Consider the following 19,118-nt stretch of genomic DNA (forward strand, 5'->3'; position numbering starts at 1 on the left):
CGTCAGCCGACGTCGGGCAGTGGTGGGCCGATCACGTCGTCAGCGTCGACGATCGTGTAGGCGTATCCCTGTTCGGCGAGGAACCGCTGCCGGTGGGCGGCGTAATCGGCGTCCAGGCTGTCGCGACTGACCACCGTGTAGAAGTGGGCCTGCCGCCCGTCCGCCTTGGGTCGCAGGACGCGACCCAGCCGCTGGGCCTCCTCCTGGCGTGACCCGAACGTCCCGGAGATCTGGATCGCGACCGCGGCCTCCGGCAGGTCGATCGAGAAGTTCGCGACCTTGGAAACCACCAGCGTGCTGATCTCGCCCTTGCGGAAGGCGTCGAACAGCCGCTCGCGCTCCTTGTTCGTCGTCTTGCCCTCGATCACCGGCGCCTCGAGCTCGGCGGAGATCTCGTCCAGCTGGTCGAGATAGGCGCCGATCACCAGCACCTGCTCGCCCTGGTGCTTCTCCACCAGCTTGCGGATGACCGGCATCTTCGTGCGCGCGGTGGCGCAGACCCGGTAGCGCTCCTCCGGCTCGGCGACGGCGTACGTCATCCGCTCGGCGTCGGTCATCGTGACGCGCACCTCGACGCACTCGGCCGGCGCGATCCAGCCCTGCGCCTCGATGTCCTTCCAGGGCGCGTCGTAGCGCTTCGGGCCGATCAGGGAGAACACGTCGCCCTCGCGGCCGTCCTCACGGACCAGCGTGGCCGTGAGCCCCAGCCGGCGGCGCGATTGCAGGTCCGCGGTGAGGCGGAAGATCGGCGCCGGCAGCAGGTGCACCTCGTCGTAGACGATCAGGCCCCAGTCCCGGGCCCCGAACAGCTCCAGGTGCCGGTACTCGCCGTTCTTGCGTGACGTCATGACCTGGTAGGTGGCGATCGTGACCGGGCGGATCTCCTTGCGCTCGCCGGAGTACTCGCCGATCTCGTCCTCGGTGAGGGAGGTGCGCGCGACCAGCTCGCGTTTCCACTGCCGGCCGGCGACGGTGTTCGTCACCAGGATCAGCGTGGTGGCCTTCGCCTCGGCCATCGCGGCCGCACCGACGAGCGTCTTGCCCGCACCGCAAGGCAGCACGACGACGCCCGAGCCACCGGCCCAGAAGTTCTCGACGGCTTCCTGCTGGTACGAGCGCAGCGTCCAGCCGTCCTGGGCGAGGTCGATCTGATGGGCCTCGCCGTCGACGTACCCGGCCAGGTCCTCGGCCGGCCAGCCGACCTTGAGCAGCACCTGCTTGAGGCGTCCGCGCTCGGACGGGTGGACCGCGACCGTGTCGTCGTCGATCTTCGCCCCGAGCATCGGGGCGACCTTCTTGTTCCGAGTGATCTCGACCAGCACCGCGCGGTCGAGCGCGTGCAGCACCAGGCCGTGCACCGGCGAGTTCAGCAGCTGCAGGCGGCCGTACCGGTCCATCGTGTCGGCGACGTCGACCAGCAGCGCATGCGGAACGGGGTAACGCGAGAAGCGCACCAGCGCGTCGACGACCGACTCGGCGTCGTGGCCGGCCGCACGTGCGTTCCACAGCCCCAGCGGCGTCAGCCGATAGGTGTGGACGTGCTCGGGCGCACGCTCGAGTTCGGCGAACGGCGCGATCGCCATCCGACACGCTGACGCATCGGGATGGTCGGTCTCGAGCAGTAGTGTTTTGTCCGACTGGACGATGAGCGGTCCGTTAGGCACGCAACAAGTGTCCCTCCTGTTGAGCCCGGCCGCAGGTGGCCGGTCGTGCCGGCCGGACCGGCCTCTCTGGAGGGATGAATCACGGATTCAACCGCCCAGCGTCACTAATCACGTACGCATCGCGCAGTGCCAACTGTCACAAAGGGCAGTTGACCAGCAACGATACGTGCGCGACGGAACGGAATGCGTTGGAGACTCGGCATTTCGTGTGACGCGCGCGTAACCTTCAGCTCGTGCCCGGACGACATTCATCCTCAGCCGAAACCACAGAACTCATCTATATCGCTGAGGAAGCGCCGCGCGGCAAGCACACCCGGAACCGCGGACGGCGGCGTCGGGAGAACCCGGCCGGTCGGGCCGCGAAGGTGGCCTTCGCCGGGATGGCCGCAGCCGCGGTCGCAGGCAGCATCTCCTACGGGGCGGTCTCCATGGTCGCCCGCAGCTCCGACAGCAGCAGCCCGTCGGCGCTCGCCGCCCCGGCTCGCGTCGGCGACGACCGGGCGTCCCGCTCCGGTGGCAACTGCGGACGCACCGGCCCGGGCCAGGCGCGGGTGGAGCAGTACCTCTCGGGCCAGACCGCCCGCTTCGGCCAGATCACGATGGACGCCTCGCAGGACGCCAGTGACTGCGCCGCGATCAAGAAGTTCCAGACCGCCGTCGGGCTGCCGACCGTCACCGGCTTCGCCGACGAGACCACCGCGCAGATCGCCGACCGGCTCTACGCGTCCGCTGCCGGTTCCTGCAAAGCCGATGCCGACGCCACGACGGTGTGCGTCGACCTGTCGCACCAGACGCTGTGGGTCATGAAGGGCGGCTCGGTGGTCTTCGCCCCGGTCGTCGTCCGCGCCGAGGACACCCCCGCTGGTGAATCGACGATCACCGAGAATTTCCAGCAGCAGTTCCACGTGAGCCTGCTCGAGGACGACGCAGCGAAGGTCACCGACCTGACGGCAGCCGGCACCGCGGTCCACGTCTTCTAGTCGGGCGTCCGAATGGCGCTGACCACCCGCTGCAGCTGGAACCGGTGCTCGGTCTCCGTGCGGTCGTCCTCCGCGCGGAGGTAACCGCCCCCGACCGCGACCGGTCGGACGATGCGCGCGGTGACGCCGCCATGGGCGTCGACGTAACTGAGCCAGACGCGCGCCCGGTCGCGCGCCGCCTGCTGCAGGACGCCCAACGCGGCACCGGGGTCGGCCTCACCCGGCTGGGTCAGCACCGGCGCCCGCCGTGCCGCCCGCGCGGCCTCGTCGCCACGCTTGACCGCCACCACGGCCCCGGCGAGGTAGTCCTGGTCGAGCGAGATCTCGCTCGCTCCGCGGGGGGTACTGCGCGGCATCCGTGCCGGCGCCCGACGGGCCTCCGGCCAGCCCAGCACCAGGCCGCCGCCGGCGTCCTCGGCCGCCGGGACGTACCCGCACGCGCGGAGCGTCTCGACCACCCGGTTGACGACAGTCGAGCTGACCAGCACGGTGTCGGCGATGCGGCGGAGGTTCAGGTCGACGCAGCGCCGGTCGGCCAGCACCGTCGCGAGGAGCGCCGGGTCGTCGCTGCGGAGGTACGCCGACGCCGAGCCGACGCGCAGCCCACCGTGCCGCCGCGCCATGTCGTCGATCAGATACGTCAGGGACTGGGGAACCGGCGTCCGCGACCGTGCGGTGAAGAACGATTGCAGGTCGCTGCCGGAGCGCCCGGAGTCCAACGCACGGCGGACGCTCTCCGGCGTGAGGCGGTAGACCGTGGCGGCACCGGCGGACTCGACGTCCGCGACCAGCGCCATCTCGGCGGAGAGCGCGGGCTCCAGCGGCCCGGGGGCCACCACCGTGAGGTCGGCCTGCACGAGCACGTGGTCGACGGGCTCGGGGAGCAGCCCGGCCAGCAGCGGAACCGGGTCCTCGCCGAGGAGCAGGGCCTTGCCGAACGCGGTGAGCGTGGTCTGCGCGACGACGCCGAGCGTCGTCGCCTCGCCGAGCTGCTCACTGATGACCTCGTCCCGTCGACGGCCACTGCGACGCGGCGCCCGCCAGTCCAGGACGCTCACGATGTCGGGCTCACTGAGCGGCCCCGGGTACTCGACGAGGACGTGCAGCGTCTGCGAGCGCAGCGTCGGGGCCGCCGAGCGGGTGACCTCCACCGACAGCGCCGCGATCGCCCGATCACGCTCGTCGCGGGTGCCCACCAGCGCGGGCATCCGCGCCATCGTCAACCAGGCACCCGCCAACTGCGTCCAGCGCCGTTCCGCCGGAGTGGCCTGCCAGACGTCGAACGACGACGTCGGGAGCCAGGTCGGGTCGGCGTCGGTCGTACGGGCGAGCAGCCCGGCCTCGTGGGCGACCTCGAGCAGCAGCGCGGCGGTCGGCTCGTCGACCCCGGCGGCCCGGGCCAGCCGACGCAGCTCGCGGACTCCGAGGCCACCGGCCTTGAGAACGGGCGGCGGGTCGTCGGCGCACCCGTCCAGGAGCGAAGCGGTCTGACGGAGCACTTCCAGGACCTGTCCAGCGGCGGTGCCGTCGATCCGGTCCTTCGTCACCGTCGCGGTCGGGGTCGGCGCGGGCTCGGTCGGGTGCACCGGCCCGAACGGTTGGTCGCCACGGAGGGCCAGACCGACCTCGCGGGGGAGTTCGACGGTCGACGCGTCCAGCGGAACCAGCAGCCCGTGGACGAGCAGCCAGCGCAGGGGTGTGTCGGCGTCGGACGGGTCGGTCGGCCGGCGGACCTCCCGCACCGCACCCACCGGGTTGCCGCCGCCGGCCAGGCGCTCCAGCAGCGCTACCGCTTCCGGCGGGCAGGCGTCCAGCAGGGTCTTCAACCGGACGGGATCGCCGAACGCGTCGCTGATCATCGCCGTGGCCTCGGGCTGCGGCACCGACGGCAGGTGCAGCGCCGCGAGCACGGGTGCGAGGTCGTCGCTGCGCTCGTCGTGGATCAGCCCCGCGATCGGGCGCCCGAGACCCGCGGTGTACCGGGAAGCGACCTCTTCGAGGGTGGACGGGAGCCGCAGCGTGGTCTCGCCGTCGGGCCACGCCAACCCGAGCGTGACCAGGTGGTCGAGCGCCCGCCGCGCCGAGAACTCCGGGGCGTGGCGCAACAGATCCAGCGCCTCTTCACGGTCGGCGCGGTGGTCGGGACCGACCACCAGCCGCAGCGCGTCGAGCACTTCGAGGTGGAACCGGTCGAGGTGGTCGAGCGCGCGGGCCACCGACATCCGGGAGTGCGCACGTTGGGCCAATACGGAGAAGTCGGACGGCACCGGCACGGCCAGATCCGGGCGCGCGGCGAACAGCCGTTCCAGCTGTTCGTCGGTCAGCGCGCGGTAGTGGTCTGCCAGGTTCGCCGTGCTCACCGAATAGACGCTAACCGGTTTCTGGCCTCAACGGTCCGCATGCCGACACGGACGGACCTCACCTGGCCCGTTGGTGCCAGTCTGCGGCCGTGAAACGTCGGCACAAGAAACCACGCAGAAAACGAAGAGCGAACGCGCTCGACGGGTGCAACTGCGACGGCTGCGACAACCTGGATGGTTGCGACGGCTGCGACTGCAACTTCAACATGCTCAGCCTCGGGACGCTCCTCCTGCTGGTGCCGTTCCTGCGTGCGACGCCCGACCTGCGACCCCGCTCGACCGTGGCCGGCCGGGGCGGCGTGGTGCTCATCCGCGCCTACCAGCGTCTGCTCAGCAGACACCTGCCCACGCAGTGCCGCTACCTGCCCTCGTGCAGCGAGTACGGCGCTCAGGCCGTGCGAAGGTACGGCCTGCTCAACGGGTCCCGGCTGATCGCGACGCGGATCAAGCGGTGTACGAGGGGAGTCCCGCTGGGTACTCCCGACCCTGTCCGGTGAGAAACTTGTAACTGGTCAGCTGATGGGTCATCGTGTGCTCGTCAGCATTAGCGAGGAGGAACGATGGCGTCCGAGGCCAAGCACACCAGCAAGAACGCGGTGGTGAAGGACGGGCACCTGGCGGTCAGCGAGTTCCTCGGCGAGCACCAGGGGCCGTCCAGCCCCTTCGGTGACATCCCGCTGCCGCTGCCCGCCGACCGGATCGACTACGTGCACCCCGACAGCGGCGACGGCGCCGCTCACCACTGATCTAGCGGCCGAGAGACTTCTCGACGTTCTGCCAGATGGGGCACGGCCACTGGACGCGTGCCCACGTGCCGGAACACTCCGGGCAGAAGGGCGAACCGTCGCGCGGCTCGTGGAGACGCAGGAACTCCGAGAGTGCGAGCGAGAGGTCGGTCAGGTCGTCACGCGCGTACGCGAGCAACGTGAGGTCGTCGGCCTCCCTGGCGAGCGTGCGCGCTTCTCGTAGGCGCTGCCAGACGGAGTAGTGGCGGCTGAGCCGCTCGGCGTCCTGCCCGATCACGGGTGCCTCCTGGGCGTTTCGCTGGTACCGGGTCGAGCCCCTCCGCAGCGACGGCTCTTGCTCGTGCTGCCGCGGCGGCCTGGGTACGGACGGTGGGCGGTGGTGCCGGTGCGCTCGGACTCCGCGCTGAAGGAACCGCTCTCGTCCCAGAAGTAGACGGTCGCGTGTTCCAGGTAGTCGTTGCTCATTGGTCCTCCTGCACGGGTCCAGGCCGGGAGTTGCAAGAGAACTGTGACCCACGATGGGGACCGGATGTGATTACCGGTCGGATCTTCGCGATACCTGTGGGTATCCGGTGCTGCACCTCGCCCGAGGTCGGTGGTCAGGTCGTGACCACACATGAGACCTATGCTACATTTCGGGTCAAATGACCGTTTGTCGGGTAGGTTCTCAGCCTTCGCCCAGCTCAGGACGGTTGTTCCGGCTCCTCGGGTAGCGGCTGACAAGTGGGTCGTGGCTACTCGGGACGGCGGCGTCGCCTGGTCTGCAACGTGGCGGACCTAGGAAGGGCGTGCGACGTCGCACAGGAGGCGCGGCAGGCGGGCGCAGCTGACCGCCTCCCTGCCGCGCCTCCGACGTAACTTTGGGGGCGTGGCACTCTCTCCGCCGGTCGTCGGTTTCGACCTGGACATGACGCTGATCGACAGTCGCCCGGGTATCGGCGCGGTGTACGACGCGCTGGCCGCAGAAACCGGCGTGTACGTCGACACGGCGCTCGTGACGTCACGGCTCGGGCCGCCGTTGCCCGACGAGCTCGCGAACTGGTTCCCGGCCGCGCAGGTGCCGGCGATGGTCGATCGCTACCGCGCGCTGTACCCGACGCTGGGGATCGCGCCGACGATCGCGCTGCCGGGGGCGGTGGAGTCGCTGGAAGCGGTGCGGGCGCTGGGTGGCAGCACGGTCGTCGTCACGAGCAAGTACGCGCCAAGCGCGCTGTTGCACGTCGAGCACCTGGGCCTGCCGGTCGACGACCTCGTCGGCAACGTCTACGCGGCGGGGAAGGGGCCGGCGCTGGCCGAGCGGGGCGCGATCGTCTATGTCGGCGACCACGTCGCCGACATCGCCGCCGCCAGAGCCGCGCGAACGGTGTCCGTCGCGGTCGCGTCGGGCCCCTTTGCGGCCGACGCGCTTCGCGCGGCCGGTGCGGACGTGGTCCTGGAGGATCTCACCGAGTTCCCGGGGTGGCTGAAGTCGCACGCGGAGGCTTGAACGTTTTGGTGGGGTATACCCCACCAAACGGTTCAAGCCCGGTCAGTCGCGGGTGGCGCGGAGGGCTTCGCGGGCGGCGCGGTTGTTGGCGCGGGCCTGGCGGGTGATGCCGGCGAGCACCAGCACGAAGCCGAGCGGGCCGAGCATCGTGCCGACCGCGGCGAGCGCCGGCTGGGCCGACGAGCCGGCGAAGAACGGCAGGAACACGATCCCCACGAACACCATGCCCGCCACGAAACACGCCGTCCCCAGCCGCAACAACCAGCGTCCGGGCCGACGCGCCAGCGCGGAAATCTCGGTACTCGCCACGCGATCAGCCTACGAGCAGCAATCGCTCCGGGGTGTCACCCAGTGACCAGGGCAACTCCGTTGGTTGACGAGCGTCCGGGTCGCTAGCCTTAAGCAGGGGGCAGGCGGCGCACCGCGGCCCCCGTTTATCGCCACGAGACGAAAACGGGGTCAGGACGTGCCGACCGGCAAGGTGAAGTGGTTCGACCCGGAGCGTGGCTTCGGCTTCCTGGCCCGCGACGAGGGCGGCGACGTCTTCGTCCACAAGGGTGCGTTACCGCAGGGCGTCACCGAGTTGAAGCCCGGTACGCGGGTGGAGTTCGGCGTCGCGGCCGGCCGCAAGGGCGACCAGGCGCTGTCCGTGCGCGTCGTGGACCCGCTGCCCTCGCTGGCGGCGCAGACCCGGCGCCCGGCCGACGAGCTGCACGGCATGGTCGAGGACATGATCAAGGTGCTCGAGGCGCGCGTTCAGCCCGACCTCCGCAACGGCCGCTACCCCGACCGCAAGAACGCCCGCAAGATCGCCGAACTCGTCCACGCGGTCGCCAGGGAGTTAGAGGTCTAGCGCTTCTTCCCGCCCGGAGGAGGCGGCAGGGCCGGCGGCGTCGGGATCTGGTAATCGGGCAGCACGACCAGCTCGATCTTCAGTTCCGGGCGCCGTTTCGCGACATCCCGCAGGCCGGTGGCCAGGTCGTCCCGCGAGACGACGAACCGCACCGGCCGCGGACTCACCTCGGCGACGTGCTCCAGCGTCTTCAGCTCCTTCGAGCCGTTGATGCCGCTGACCGGCCTCGCCGCCTCGCCGCCCTGGCGTCGGAACCCGGCCAGGTACAGCGACGGCGTGTAGAGCCGGTACGCGCTGACCACGAGCGTCACGGTGCCGTCGTTGCCGTCCGGGAACAGCCGGTACGTGTTCACCGCTGATTTGCCGTCGGTCGGACGCCACAGCTTGTCGCCGTGGAACGCGCGTCCACGGCTGGTACCGGCGTCCGGCTCGGTGATCCCACCGCGGTCGGACGTGCGGGTACCGAGCATCCGGTCGGGCACCAGCAGGCCGTACCCGAGCGCCACGACCGCCACCGCGGCGCCAGCCGGGAGCGCGAACGCAGCCAGCCGCCGGAGCGCCGCAGCGGCACCGCCCTGGCCGGCGCCCCAGCTGAACGGGTCCCGGGGCAGCAACAGCGCGATCGCGCCGAACCCGACGAAACCGCAGATCAGCACGCCGTGCACGGCCTTCTCGAAGTAGTACGAGACGCCGCCGGTGTTGACGAGTTGGTAGCCGCCGATCGCGGCCACCATCAGCACGCTGAACAGGATCTGCGCGCCCACCGACCGCCAGATCGGGTTCCGCCGCCCCGCGCGGGTGAGCACCCCGAGCAGCACCAGGACGACGAGCGCGATGACCAGCCGCCGGTCGACCTCCGGAATACCGACGTCGGGCAGCAGCGCCTTCGTGGGCGAGACGCCTGCCCGCAGCGACAACACCGGCCAGACGAGCACGAGCGGGGCGGCCAGCACCGCGATCGCCACAGCGCCGAGTCGCCACGGGCCGCGTGTCCGCGAACGCGCGTAGAACAGCGCCCAGATCAGCACCCCGGCGCCCGCGACCGGCAGGAAGAAGTAGTACGTGAAGCTGACGCCGACCAGGCCGGCCGCCAGCAGGAGCATCTGCTCGCACGGACCCCGCACCGGCCGCGCGGCGAGCGCGAACACCATCGCGAGCAACGCGAGACCGAGCGCCTCACTCGGGTAGCCCCGGTCGAACAGCGACACCAGGTAGCCGCCGCCGGTGCAGCCCGCGATCACGGCGGTCGCGGCGACCAGGCGCCAGCCGCGCAGCGTCGGCCCGCCCACCCAGCGCACGGCCCAGACCAGCGCGAACGCCAGGATGCCGTAGCCGACGAGATTCCACGCGAGGTAGTGGTCGAACGCGACCAGCCCGTCGCCGAGGTCGGTGGACGACCGGGCGAAGTTGTCCATCAGCGCGCTGAACAGGTGCGAGGCCTGGGGGTAGTCGACCACACCGGGGATCACCTGGCGGGCGACCTCGTCGCGGTGGAACGGCAGGTACCCGCCGACCGACCGGATCGTGTCGAAGATCGTGAAGTGGCGGGCCAGGTCCTCCGCGCCGATCATCATCGCCAGCCGCTCGGCGGCCGACTTGCCCCAGAACGACGACCAGAGGAACACCGCCGGCCCGACGCTGCCGACGACGAGGAGCGCGTCGCCCCAGGTGACCTTCAGCGGTAGCCGGGGGGTGCGGCGGCTGATCAGCGCGCCGGCGATCAGGCCCAGGAAGCCCGTCCTGGCCACCGCGACCGGGTCCAGACCCCACGGCCAGACCGAGAACACCAGCCCCACCGCGCTGACCAGCCCGAGGAACAGCAGCAGTGCGAGCGCGACCCGGTCGAGCAGCGTCCGGCCGCCGCGCAGCAGCGAGGCGATCCCCAGCAGCAGGAGGACCGGCAGGACGCCGTCCACCCGGAGTTCGTGCGTGGCCCACGGCAGAATCCAGGCGGCCGGGATCGCGAGAACCGGTACTGCTCGTTTCACTGCTACTCCGCGATCGTCGGTCAGGATGCGTACGCAGGTAACACCGTGTCGCTAAACGGCGGACAACCGGGGGATGGCCACCGGGGGAACCAGCCCGGCCTCGGCGGCCCGGCCCAGCAATGCGTCCACCGCCGCGTAGCCGTCGGCGCCCAGATCGCGGGTGAATTCGTTCACGTACAGGCCGATGTGCTGGTCGACGACGTCGTCCTCCATCTCCTGCGCGTGCTCGAGGACGTACGAGCGACTCGCTGCCGGGTTCGCCCAGGCGGCCTCCACCGAGGCGCGGACGAGCTTGGCGGCTTGGGCAGGAGTGACCTCGGTGGAATCGTTACGGGCCAGGATCGCGCCCAGCGGGATCGGCAGGCCGGTGGTGGACTCCCACCACTCGCCGAGGTCGGCCGCGGCGTGCAGCCCGTACCGCTGGTAGGTGAAGCGGGCCTCGTGGATCACCAGACCGGCGTCGATCTCGCCGGCCGCCACCGCGGGCATGATCTCGGCGAACGGCCGGACGACGACCTCGGCCGGCGGGTGCTCGGACGACCAGAGGCGGAACAGCAGGTACGCGGTCGTGCGGTCGCCGGGAACGGCGACGGTCTTGCCCTCGACGCTGTCCGAGCCCCGGCTGAGCACCAGGGGCCCGCAGCCGCGCCCGAGCGCACCACCGCAGGGCAGCAGCGTGTACTGGTCCAGCAGCCACGGCAGCGCGGCGTACGAAACCTTGACGAGGTCGTACTCGCCGCGTTCCGCGGCGCCGTTCGTGACGTCGACGTCGGCGAAGTCCACCGTCACCGGTGGGGAACCCGGCACCAGTCCGTGCGCCAGCGCGTGGAAGACGAACGTGTCGTTGGGGCAGGGGGAGTACGCCATCCGCATGGCGTCAACGGTAACCGTCAGATCTGTGAGAGGGCCCCCACGGCCCGGCGGAGCGCCTCGAACGCCGCCGGGATGTTCCACGCGCTCCGGTCGCGGCGCCCGATCACGTTGCTCACGGCGCGCAGTTCGGCCCAGCGGACACCGGCCGCCCGCGCCGCCCACGCCACGCCGTAGCCCTCCATCGCCTCCGCGACCGCCGAAGGGTGGACGGCAGCGAGTTCGCTGCCCCGCCGGTCGGTGCCGGTCATCGTCGACAGCGTGAGTATTTCGCCGGTGAGCGCGGGAACGCCGGCGGCGGACAATGCGTCGGTCACGGCGCGACCGCCGGTCGACGGGAGCACGTCCCCGCCGGCCAGGCCCAGCCCGGAGAGGTCGAGGAAGCCTTCGTCGGTGGCGGCGCCCAGGTCTGCCCAGCGGGTGGTCGAAGCGACGACGACCGAGCCGATCGGCGCGCGGTCGCTGAACCCGCCGGCCAGACCGGTCGAGACGACGAGGTCGTACTTCTCGACCGCCAGTGCTCGAGCCGTGCTCACCGCGGCCGCGACCGGGCCCACGCCGCCGACCAGCCCGGTAACGCCCGCCGCGTCCAGTTCCGCCTGGACCGCGGTGACGAACAGGACCCGCATCAGTCGACGTCGAGCACGAACCGCCAGAGACCGCGGGCCTTCTCCGCGTTCTCACCGGGGTGCAGCGCGAGCAGCTCGAGCACGTAGGTGTTGCCGCCGGCCGCGTCGGTCGGCACCGTGAACCGGATCCAGCTCGTGCCCTTGCGGACGAACGACACCGGCGCGATGTTGCCGTCGGAGCTGGCCAGCGCCGCCGTCCAGCCGTCCTCGCCGACGTTCGGCGGTACGTCCACCTGCACTGTGGAACCGGGCCGTACGTCGATGCGTCCGGCGTTCGCCGGGCCGGCCTTGCAGTCGTCACCCGGGGTGGACCCGTTGAACGTGCCGTCCTCGAAGCACCAGGCCGTGGCTTCGCCGCCGGCGGAGTCGCCGCCGCTGGCCACGGTGGCGTAGGGCGCGGGCTTGTCGCAGGCCGCGACCAGGCCGAGCGAGGCCGCTACCAGGGCAAGAGCGAAGGCACGCTTCATACCAAAGAAGATAACTTCGGCTTACCGGGCACCCGCTGGGTGGGTCCACTCCGACGTGGGCGCAGTGGGGGGCGCCACTGCGGCCCGGTGCGACGCCCACGCCCACGCGCTCACCCGCAGCGTGACCGCCGCGACCACGAGAGCCACCAGGAACAGCCCCCACTGGCCGCTGACCGGAATCAGCCCGGCGGCACCGCCGCTCACCCACGAGATCTGCAGCATCGTCTCCGAGTGGGCGAACGCGCTGGCCCGCGACTCGTCCGGCAGCCGCTCCTGGATCACCGCGTCCACCGCGAGCTTCGCCAGTCCACTCGCCAGCGCGGTGCCGAACGCGAGCAGCACCAGCGCTGGCAGCGAGTAGAACACCGCCGCGACCATGGCACCGAACGCGACGCCGCCCACCGCGATCGCGTCCAGCAGAAGTGGTCGTTTCAGTTTGAGGCGGGTGCCGATCAGCGTCGCGACGAACGCGCCGGAGGCCAGCGCCGCCGCCACTGCCCCGAGCGCTGCCAGCGGTGAGAGGAGCAGGTCGTCGGTGCGTACCCGGAACGCCATGAACAGCGCGAGGAAGCCGTACACCGCCCGCAGCGTGCCGCCCGCGGTGATCGCGGCCCAGACCGGCAGGTTCCAGAGTTTGAGCGCTTCGGAGTGCGCGAGCAGGGCGAACACCCGGGGGAGTACTTCCGGCTTGTCCGAGTCGACGCCCGCAGGCAGCCGCAGCGACAGCACCATGCCGACGAGGAACACGACCGTCGCCAGGCGCAACGACCAGCCGGCCCCGAACTGGGCGAGCCCGGCACCGATCCCACCGGCCAGCGCGCCGAAGATCGTCCCGGCCAGCGAGCCGCGTGCGTTCGCCTCCACGAGCGTGATGCGCGGTGGCAGCAGCCGGGGCACCGCGGCCGACCGGGCCACGCCGTACGACTTCGACATCACCAGCACGCCGAACGCCGCCGGATAGAGCACCCAGGTGTCGAGCTGGTCGGCGATCGCGTACGCCAGGAACCCGCGGGCCAGCATCGTCGTGGCCAGCGCGTACCGCCGCCCGTGCCGGAACCGGTCGAGCACCGGCCCCACCAGCGGCGCCAGCAACGCGAACGGCGCCATCGTGATGAGCAGGTACAGCGCGACCCGCACGCGCGCCTCGCCCACCGGGACGTTGAAGAAGATCGTGCCGGCCAGCCCGACCGCGACCAGGGCGTCGCCCGCGCAGGACAGGGCGTGCAGGTCGAACATGCGGTGCAGGCCGGTCTGGTCGGCGCCGTCGGCGTTGCGGGCCCGTTTCACGCGGGACCACGCGGTCGCCAAGGGCTTCCGTGAGCCTTGCCGCACCTCGTTGTCCGCTACCACGCATCCATCGTTACCCACCCGAGGCCCCTACAGTCACCTCCCTACGGAGGGTTCACCTTTACGGACGATGTTCCGTTCGTAGAGTTCCAGCGAGAAACTGCACTACACGCCGATACGGCACCGGGGTTCCCGGCTTCCGGGGCGCGTGAGGAAGAATGAGCAATGTGACGACCCGCACGGTGAACCGTCCAGGTGCCGTACCCCCACTGGAGTCTGTGGTGACCGGGAACCCAGAAGCCATCGACCAGCCCCGTCCTGTGCGTCGGGCAACTCGTGCTGTCAAACTCGACGCCGTGTGCGCCCAGGCCACCGACCTGGCGCTCGAGGCCGCCCGCGAGGTCGGCCACGAGATGGTCGGCGAGGCGGTCGGTGTCACCGCCGACGGCGAGCGTCTGGTCACCCACCGGTTCGCCGCGCTGCAGCCGGGTTACTCCGGTTGGTACTGGACGGTCACGCTGGCGCGTGCGCCGCGCTCCAAGCACGTGACGATCAACGAGGTCGCGCTCCTGCCGGGGTCCGACGCGTTGCTCGCGCCCGAGTGGGTGCCGTGGAGCGAGCGGCTGCGCCCCGGCGACCTCGGCGTCGGTGACCTCCTGCCGACCGCGCCCGACGACGACCGGCTGGTGCCGGGCTACGTGCTCTCCGACGACCCCGAGCTCGCGGAGGTCGAGTACGAGATCGGGTTCGGCCGTCCGCGGGTGATGAGCCGGCTCGGTCGCGAGGAGACCGCCGAGCGCTGGCACACCAGCCGCTCCGGTCCGGAGAGCGACATCGCGAAGGCCGCGCCCGCCCGGTGCGGCACGTGCGGCTTCTACCTGCAGCTGGCCGGTTCGCTCGGTGCGGTGTTCGGGGCGTGCGGGAACCTGTTCGCGCCCGACGACGGCCGGGTGGTCTCGGCCGACCACGGCTGTGGTGCGCACTCCGAAGCGCTGGTCGAGCCGGCGCCGCCGGTGCCGCCCGCGCCGATGGCGCTCGACGACGACCTCGAGGTCATCCGTACCGTGCACACGCCCGGCTCGGTGGAGGATTCCGCCGACGCCGAGCCGCTCGGTCACGGGTGATGAGTCTTGATCTAGCGGCCCGACGGGCAGCTGTTCTCGCCTCCTGGGCCGGGGTCGCGACCCGGTTCCGGGAGGACGCCAACGCCGAGGAGGAGCTCGTCCGCGGCGGGCTCGGCGGGTACGCCGACCGTCTGGTGGTGGAACTCGCCCAGAACGCGTCCGACGCGGCCGCGCGTGCGGGTGTGCCCGGGGTCGTGCGCTTCACCTACGCCGACGGCGTCCTGTCGGTCTCCAACACCGGCGCGCCGTTGGACTCCGCCGGCGTCGACGGGCTCACGTCCCTGCGCGCCTCCGCCAAAACCACCTCGATCGACGCCGATCGAGCCGCCACCGTAGGCCGATTCGGCGTGGGATTCGCTGCCGTTCTCGCGGTGAGCGACGAGCCCTCGGTGTACTCGCGAGGCGGGGGGATCCAGTTTTCGGCCGAGCGGACGCGGGCCGAGGTTGCCGCGCTCGGTGGTGCCGCTGCGGCGGAGCTGGCACGGCGGGATGGCGCGGTGCCGGTGTTGCGGCTCGCGTGGCCGGTCGAGGGCTTGCCGCCCGTCGGGTTCGACACCGAGGTCCGGCTGCCGGTGCGGGCGGACGCGGTCGAGCTCGTGCGCACGCTGCTCGCCGACGTTTCGCCGACGCTGCTGTTCGCGTTCCCGGGTCTGACTCGGGTCGAGATCGACGGGCGGGTGATCGAGCGGGTCCCCTCCACCGGGAACACGACGACCGAGAACACGATCACGCTGGCGTCGGACGGTGCGGTCACGACCTGGCTGGTCGCGGCCGACGAGGGCTCCGTGCCTCCCGAGCTGCTGGCCGAGCGCCCCCTGGAGGAGCGCGTCGCACTGGCGAGCTACTCCACCCTCGCGGCCGTGCCCCTCGATGGTGGCGCGTTGGTCGGTGACGCCGTGCTGCACGCGCCGTCGCCCACCGACGAGCCTCTCTCGCTGCCGGTGTACCTGGCCGCGACGTTCCCGCTCGAAGTCTCGCGGCGCCGGGTCGCACCCGGCGCGCTCGCGGATTGGCTGGCCGCCCGCGCCGCGGACACCGTGGTCTCCCTGGTGGCCGCGGCGCCACCGGCAGTGGAGACCCTGGCGCTGGTGCCCCGACCGGGCCTCGGCAAAGCCCCGGTGGATGCCGCGATCTGCTCTCGGGTCCTGTCGGGCCTCCGCGACACACCCTTCCTTCCGCTCGAGAACGTCCCCGACGAGGCTTCTCGCGAAGGCCTCCCATGGGGCGAAGAGGACCTCGCCTTACTGACCGACGCTTTCGCCGACGCCTTCGGCGTCGGCGAGGAGGGGGAGGCCGCGGCCGCCCCGCCCGCCGCGGGCGGGGGTAGCGCGGCCGTGTGGGACCGGGTGGCGCCGCGCGAGGCCGTCACGTTGGTCGGTGAGTTGGCGCCCTCTGCGGACCTGCTGGTGGGGGCCCTGGCCGGAGTCGTGCCCGGGTTGTTGCCGGCGGACTGGGCCGGACGGGCGGCGGCGCACGCGCTGGACGCGCTCGGTGTGCGGCGGCTCGGTGTGGCGGACGTCGTCGAGGCAGTGGCCGGTCTCGACCGCCCGGCGCGCTGGTGGGGCGACCTGTACCACGCCCTCGAGCCCTCCAGCCGCGACCTGGACGCGCTCTCGGCGCTCCCCGTACCCCTCACCGACGGCCGCACCGTCACCGGCGCCCGGGGCACCCTCCTGCCGGGCCCGGACCTCGCCGCCATCGCCTCGGACACACTCGAACCACTGGGCCTCCGCGTCGTCCACCCCGATGCCGTCGGCAGCGACCTGCTGATCCGCCTGGGCGCCCGGGAAGCCACCGTGGCGACGATCCTCGCCGACGACCGCGTCCGCGCCGCCGTCGCGGACTCGGTCGAGGCCGAAGACCCCGAGCCGCTCGTGAACGCGATCCTCGCGCTGGTCGCGGCGGCAGGCGTCCGCCCGGGCGAGGAACCCTGGCTCGCCGAGCTCGCGCTCCCCGCCGACGACGACTGGTATCCGGCCGGCGAACTCGTCGTGCCCGGCTCGCCGCTGGTACGCGTGCTCGCGGGCATGAACACCGACGACGCCCCCTTCGGCGTCGTCGACGAGGACTTCGCGAACGACGTCCTCGCCGCCCACGGCCCCGACGTCCTCCCCGCGATCGGCTGCCTCACCACGTTCACGGTGCTCGAAGCCGACGACCTGGATCTCGTCGATCTCGTTGATCTGGACGCGGAAGACGCGGACCTGGACCTGGACGGCCTGGCCGACTGGGCAGACGCGGTGATCGAGACGATCGACCCGACCGGAACGGTCGGCGCCCCACCGGGCACCCGCATCGAGCGGTTCCGCGCCATCCGCGACCTCGACCTCGTCGACCAGGACCAGTGGCCGGCCGCCCTGGAACTGCTCGCCTCGGGACCGCCGCGTGAGGTCCTCGACGCGACCGCCCACGCGGTCACGCCGGACGGCACGCGCTACGAGATCGAGAGCTACAGCCGCTGGTGGCTGGCCCGCGAACCCGTGCTGGACGGCCACGCGCCGGGTGAACTCCGCACGCCGGACGCTGTCGACCTGGAAGGGCTCTACGAGGTCGCGCCGACCGACGTGGACCCGGCTCTGCTGCCGCTGCTCGGCTGCCGCACGGGCCTGCTGGACGCGATCGCGGCCGACCCGGCCGACCTCCTGCAGCGGCTCGCCGATGCCGACCGCACGGCGGCGCCGTGGATCGTGCCGCTGGTGTACGCGCGGATCGCCGAGGCGCTGGCTGGGGCGCGTGTTCAGGCTCCGGCCCGCGTGCGGGTGGCCCCGGACGCCGTGGCCGACGCCGATCAGATCGCGATCCTCGATCAGCCGTGGCGCATCGACGCGCTCGAGGGCCGCGCACCGATCCTGGGCGGCGACGACCCGGTCTCTGTCGCCGAGCTGCTCGACGCTCCACTGGTGTCCGAGTTGTGAAGTTCTTACGCACGCTGGTGGCTTTGGCCATCACCGTGTGCGTGGCGCTGCTGGCGGTCGCGATCGCCGGGTACGGCAGCAGCCAGAACATGGGTGACGACGCGAAGGTCCCGGCCGAGGTGTTCGAGCCGTTCGGCTGGCAGGCCAGCGTGACCAAGTCGGCGCCGGGGCCGGCCACCGTGCTGGTCAGCGGTGACGGCTGGGGCATGCAGGGGCCGGTCTACACCAAAGTCGCTGTCGTCGCGGAGTCGGGCGTCTACCGGATGCTGCGCTACAAGACCGACGTGCAGACCGGTGAGGACGTGCTGCTGTCCCCGGACGGCGGCGAGGTGGCCGACGCGTTACCGCACCAGATCGTGGGGCCCTCCGGCTCGCCCACCACGCCTCCGAAGAGCGTCGAACCGGAAATCTGGATCACCGACCTCGTCACCGGTAAGTCGACCCGCTCGACCGTCCCCGGTACCGGCTCGGCTCGCCCGATCGCCTGGTCACCGGACGGCAGGAAGTTGCTCGTCCAGGTCGCGGCCGCCCCGGACCACGGACCCTGGGTCGGCGGCGACCTGAACCTGCTCGACGTCGAGAGCGGCGACGTCCGCCGGCTGGCCGGCCTGGGCTCCGAGCCCGTGAACCGCGCGAACCTGGCCGCGTTCTCCCCGAACGGCAACCGGGTCGCCGTCCAGGTCGGCGACGCGCTCCAGGTGATCGACCTGCGCAACCGCACCACCCGCACGCTGACCCGCCTCGGCGCGGACCGCCGGCTGGCCGGCATCGGCGCGTGGAGCCCGAGCGGCGACCGGATCGCGGTGCTGACGCTCTCCGGCTGCACGAAGCTCTGCACCCGCGACGCGCTGGACGACCGGACCTGGCAGATCGACGAGATCGACGCGCAGTCGGGCTCGCCGTCGGTCGGCGGGTTCGAGCGGGTGACCGGCTCCGCGGTGCGCGTCCTGGGCCGCACCGACGACGGCGAGCTCGCGGTCGTGCGGTACCGCCCCGCCGAAGACCTGAGCAGCGACACCCAGGGCACGCTCTTCGTCGACGGCGACGTGGTCGAGGACACCGACTACGCCGCGGTCGGCGACGTCGAGCTGTTGGGGCTGGACGCGTCCGGTGACCGCCGCACGCTGATCGAGCTACCGCCCGGCTCCCGGCACGTCGACGTCGCCGCCGACCTGGTGAACGACGACCGGTTCGACGGCAGGTCCTCGCGTCCGACGCCGTTCCCGGCGCCGTTCTGGGTCAACGCGCTCGCGGTGCTGGTGCTCGTGCTCGTCGTCTGGTTCGCGCTGAAGGTGCGACGCCGGGCGCGGGCCTAGGCAGAGACCGACGCGTCGTCGGACGCGGGCTCGTACAGCAGCACGCGGACGTGCATGGTCGTACGCTGCTGCAGCGCGGCGCGGAGCGCGCGGTGCAGGCCGTCCTCCAGGTACAGGGCGCCGTCGAACTCGACCACGTGCGGGAACAGATCGCCGTAGAACGTCGAATCCTCGGCGAGCAGTTTGTCCAACGCCAGTTCCCGTTTGGTCGTCACCAGCTGGTCGAGGCGTACCTGCCGGGGCGGAATCCTCGCCCACTCGCGTAGTGACAGACCGTGGTCGGGGTACGGCTTCCCGTCCCGGACCGCCTTGAAGATCACGGTCCTTACGCTCCTTTCGTCCCCAGCCACCGTCGACTCAGCCTAGCGAGCGGCGCACGTCCTAGGGTGCCGACCGCGCGGAGGCGACCTCAACCGTCCGGTCAGATCTTGTG

At 71.6% G+C, this 19,118-nt stretch carries 19 protein-coding genes; 8 read left to right on the forward strand and 11 right to left on the reverse strand.

Going from position 1 to position 19,118, the window contains the following annotated elements:
- Positions 1–2: 2 nt before the first annotated feature.
- A complete protein-coding gene (locus ACGFY5_RS02140; RefSeq protein WP_392716351.1) occupies positions 3–1,664 on the reverse strand; it encodes a DNA repair helicase XPB in 1,662 nt (553 codons plus the stop codon).
- Between the two features lie 233 nt (positions 1,665–1,897).
- Between ACGFY5_RS02140 and ACGFY5_RS02145 the strand changes: the two genes are divergently transcribed.
- Positions 1,898–2,644, forward strand: a complete 747-nt coding sequence (locus ACGFY5_RS02145; protein WP_392716353.1) for a L,D-transpeptidase — start codon at positions 1,898–1,900, stop codon at positions 2,642–2,644.
- Here ACGFY5_RS02145 and ACGFY5_RS02150 read toward each other — a convergent pair.
- Positions 2,641–5,004, reverse strand: a complete 2,364-nt coding sequence (locus ACGFY5_RS02150; RefSeq protein ID WP_392716355.1) for a helicase-associated domain-containing protein — start codon at positions 5,002–5,004, stop codon at positions 2,641–2,643. The genes ACGFY5_RS02145 and ACGFY5_RS02150 overlap by 4 nt on opposite strands.
- A gap of 89 nt (positions 5,005–5,093) precedes the next feature.
- Here ACGFY5_RS02150 and yidD point away from each other — a divergent pair, with 89 nt between their 5' ends.
- Both yidD and ACGFY5_RS02160 read left to right on the forward strand, forming a co-directional pair.
- Positions 5,094–5,501 carry a membrane protein insertion efficiency factor YidD gene (yidD, locus tag ACGFY5_RS02155; RefSeq protein ID WP_392716357.1) on the forward strand — a complete coding sequence of 136 codons (408 nt, stop codon included), beginning with the start codon at positions 5,094–5,096 and terminating at the stop codon, positions 5,499–5,501.
- 63 nt (positions 5,502–5,564) lie between these two features.
- Entirely contained in the window at positions 5,565–5,750 is a 186-nt protein-coding gene (locus ACGFY5_RS02160) for a hypothetical protein (protein ID WP_392716359.1), read from the forward strand.
- Between the two features lies 1 nt (position 5,751).
- On the opposite strand, the gene ACGFY5_RS02165 is transcribed toward ACGFY5_RS02160, so the two are convergent.
- A complete protein-coding gene (locus tag ACGFY5_RS02165; protein WP_392716361.1) occupies positions 5,752–6,027 on the reverse strand; it encodes a hypothetical protein in 276 nt (91 codons plus the stop codon).
- Positions 6,024–6,215: a hypothetical protein gene (locus ACGFY5_RS02170; protein ID WP_392716363.1), complete on the reverse strand. Its 192-nt coding sequence runs from the start codon at positions 6,213–6,215 to the stop codon at positions 6,024–6,026. The genes ACGFY5_RS02165 and ACGFY5_RS02170 overlap by 4 nt, the downstream gene beginning before the upstream one ends.
- A gap of 403 nt (positions 6,216–6,618) precedes the next feature.
- Here ACGFY5_RS02170 and ACGFY5_RS02175 point away from each other — a divergent pair, with 403 nt between their 5' ends.
- On the forward strand, positions 6,619–7,236 hold the full coding sequence (locus ACGFY5_RS02175; RefSeq protein WP_392716365.1) for an HAD family hydrolase: 618 nt from the start codon (positions 6,619–6,621) through the stop codon (positions 7,234–7,236).
- Positions 7,237–7,278: 42 nt separating this feature from the next.
- Here ACGFY5_RS02175 and ACGFY5_RS02180 read toward each other — a convergent pair whose 3' ends face one another.
- The gene (locus tag ACGFY5_RS02180) at positions 7,279–7,545 is read right to left on the reverse strand and encodes a hypothetical protein (RefSeq protein ID WP_392716367.1); all 267 of its coding nucleotides are present in this window, start codon (positions 7,543–7,545) and stop codon (positions 7,279–7,281) included.
- A 157-nt stretch (positions 7,546–7,702) separates the two neighbouring features.
- Between ACGFY5_RS02180 and ACGFY5_RS02185 the strand changes: the two genes are divergently transcribed.
- A complete protein-coding gene (locus tag ACGFY5_RS02185) occupies positions 7,703–8,089 on the forward strand; it encodes a cold-shock protein (RefSeq protein ID WP_392716369.1) in 387 nt (128 codons plus the stop codon).
- Here ACGFY5_RS02185 and ACGFY5_RS02190 read toward each other — a convergent pair.
- From ACGFY5_RS02190 to ACGFY5_RS02210, 5 genes are read right to left on the reverse strand one after another with little or no spacing between them, the layout of a single operon-like run.
- The gene (locus ACGFY5_RS02190; protein WP_392716371.1) at positions 8,086–10,077 is read right to left on the reverse strand and encodes a hypothetical protein; all 1,992 of its coding nucleotides are present in this window, start codon (positions 10,075–10,077) and stop codon (positions 8,086–8,088) included. The genes ACGFY5_RS02185 and ACGFY5_RS02190 overlap by 4 nt on opposite strands.
- A 51-nt stretch (positions 10,078–10,128) precedes the next feature.
- On the reverse strand, positions 10,129–10,950 hold the full coding sequence (locus ACGFY5_RS02195) for a 1,4-dihydroxy-6-naphthoate synthase (RefSeq protein WP_392716373.1): 822 nt from the start codon (positions 10,948–10,950) through the stop codon (positions 10,129–10,131).
- Between the two features lie 17 nt (positions 10,951–10,967).
- Complete coding sequence (mqnB, locus tag ACGFY5_RS02200) at positions 10,968–11,576, reverse strand: futalosine hydrolase (protein ID WP_392716375.1); 609 nt, start codon at positions 11,574–11,576, stop codon at positions 10,968–10,970.
- On the reverse strand, positions 11,576–12,043 hold the full coding sequence (locus tag ACGFY5_RS02205; RefSeq protein ID WP_392716377.1) for a hypothetical protein: 468 nt from the start codon (positions 12,041–12,043) through the stop codon (positions 11,576–11,578). The genes mqnB and ACGFY5_RS02205 overlap by 1 nt, the downstream gene beginning before the upstream one ends.
- A gap of 21 nt (positions 12,044–12,064) precedes the next feature.
- The gene (locus ACGFY5_RS02210) at positions 12,065–13,330 is read right to left on the reverse strand and encodes an MFS transporter (protein WP_392716379.1); all 1,266 of its coding nucleotides are present in this window, start codon (positions 13,328–13,330) and stop codon (positions 12,065–12,067) included.
- A 218-nt stretch (positions 13,331–13,548) separates the two neighbouring features.
- Here ACGFY5_RS02210 and ACGFY5_RS02215 point away from each other — a divergent pair, with 218 nt between their 5' ends.
- Genes ACGFY5_RS02215 through ACGFY5_RS02225 form a run of 3 tightly spaced genes read left to right on the forward strand, consistent with a single transcriptional unit; the run spans position 13,549 to position 18,685 of the window.
- Positions 13,549–14,454, forward strand: a complete 906-nt coding sequence (locus tag ACGFY5_RS02215) for a DUF3027 domain-containing protein (protein ID WP_392716381.1) — start codon at positions 13,549–13,551, stop codon at positions 14,452–14,454.
- Complete coding sequence (locus tag ACGFY5_RS02220) at positions 14,454–17,369, forward strand: sacsin N-terminal ATP-binding-like domain-containing protein (protein ID WP_392716383.1); 2,916 nt, start codon at positions 14,454–14,456, stop codon at positions 17,367–17,369. The genes ACGFY5_RS02215 and ACGFY5_RS02220 overlap by 1 nt, the downstream gene beginning before the upstream one ends.
- Complete coding sequence (locus ACGFY5_RS02225) at positions 17,366–18,685, forward strand: TolB family protein (protein ID WP_392716385.1); 1,320 nt, start codon at positions 17,366–17,368, stop codon at positions 18,683–18,685. The genes ACGFY5_RS02220 and ACGFY5_RS02225 overlap by 4 nt, the downstream gene beginning before the upstream one ends.
- Here the strand turns inward: ACGFY5_RS02225 and ACGFY5_RS02230 are convergent.
- Positions 18,682–19,005: a type II toxin-antitoxin system VapB family antitoxin gene (locus tag ACGFY5_RS02230; protein WP_392716387.1), complete on the reverse strand. Its 324-nt coding sequence runs from the start codon at positions 19,003–19,005 to the stop codon at positions 18,682–18,684. The two genes, ACGFY5_RS02225 and ACGFY5_RS02230, sit on opposite strands and share 4 nt — an antisense overlap.
- Positions 19,006–19,118 lie beyond the last annotated feature (113 nt).

This window comes from Cryptosporangium sp. NPDC048952 (assembly GCF_043197895.1).
Taxonomy (GTDB): domain Bacteria; phylum Actinomycetota; class Actinomycetes; order Mycobacteriales; family Cryptosporangiaceae; genus Cryptosporangium.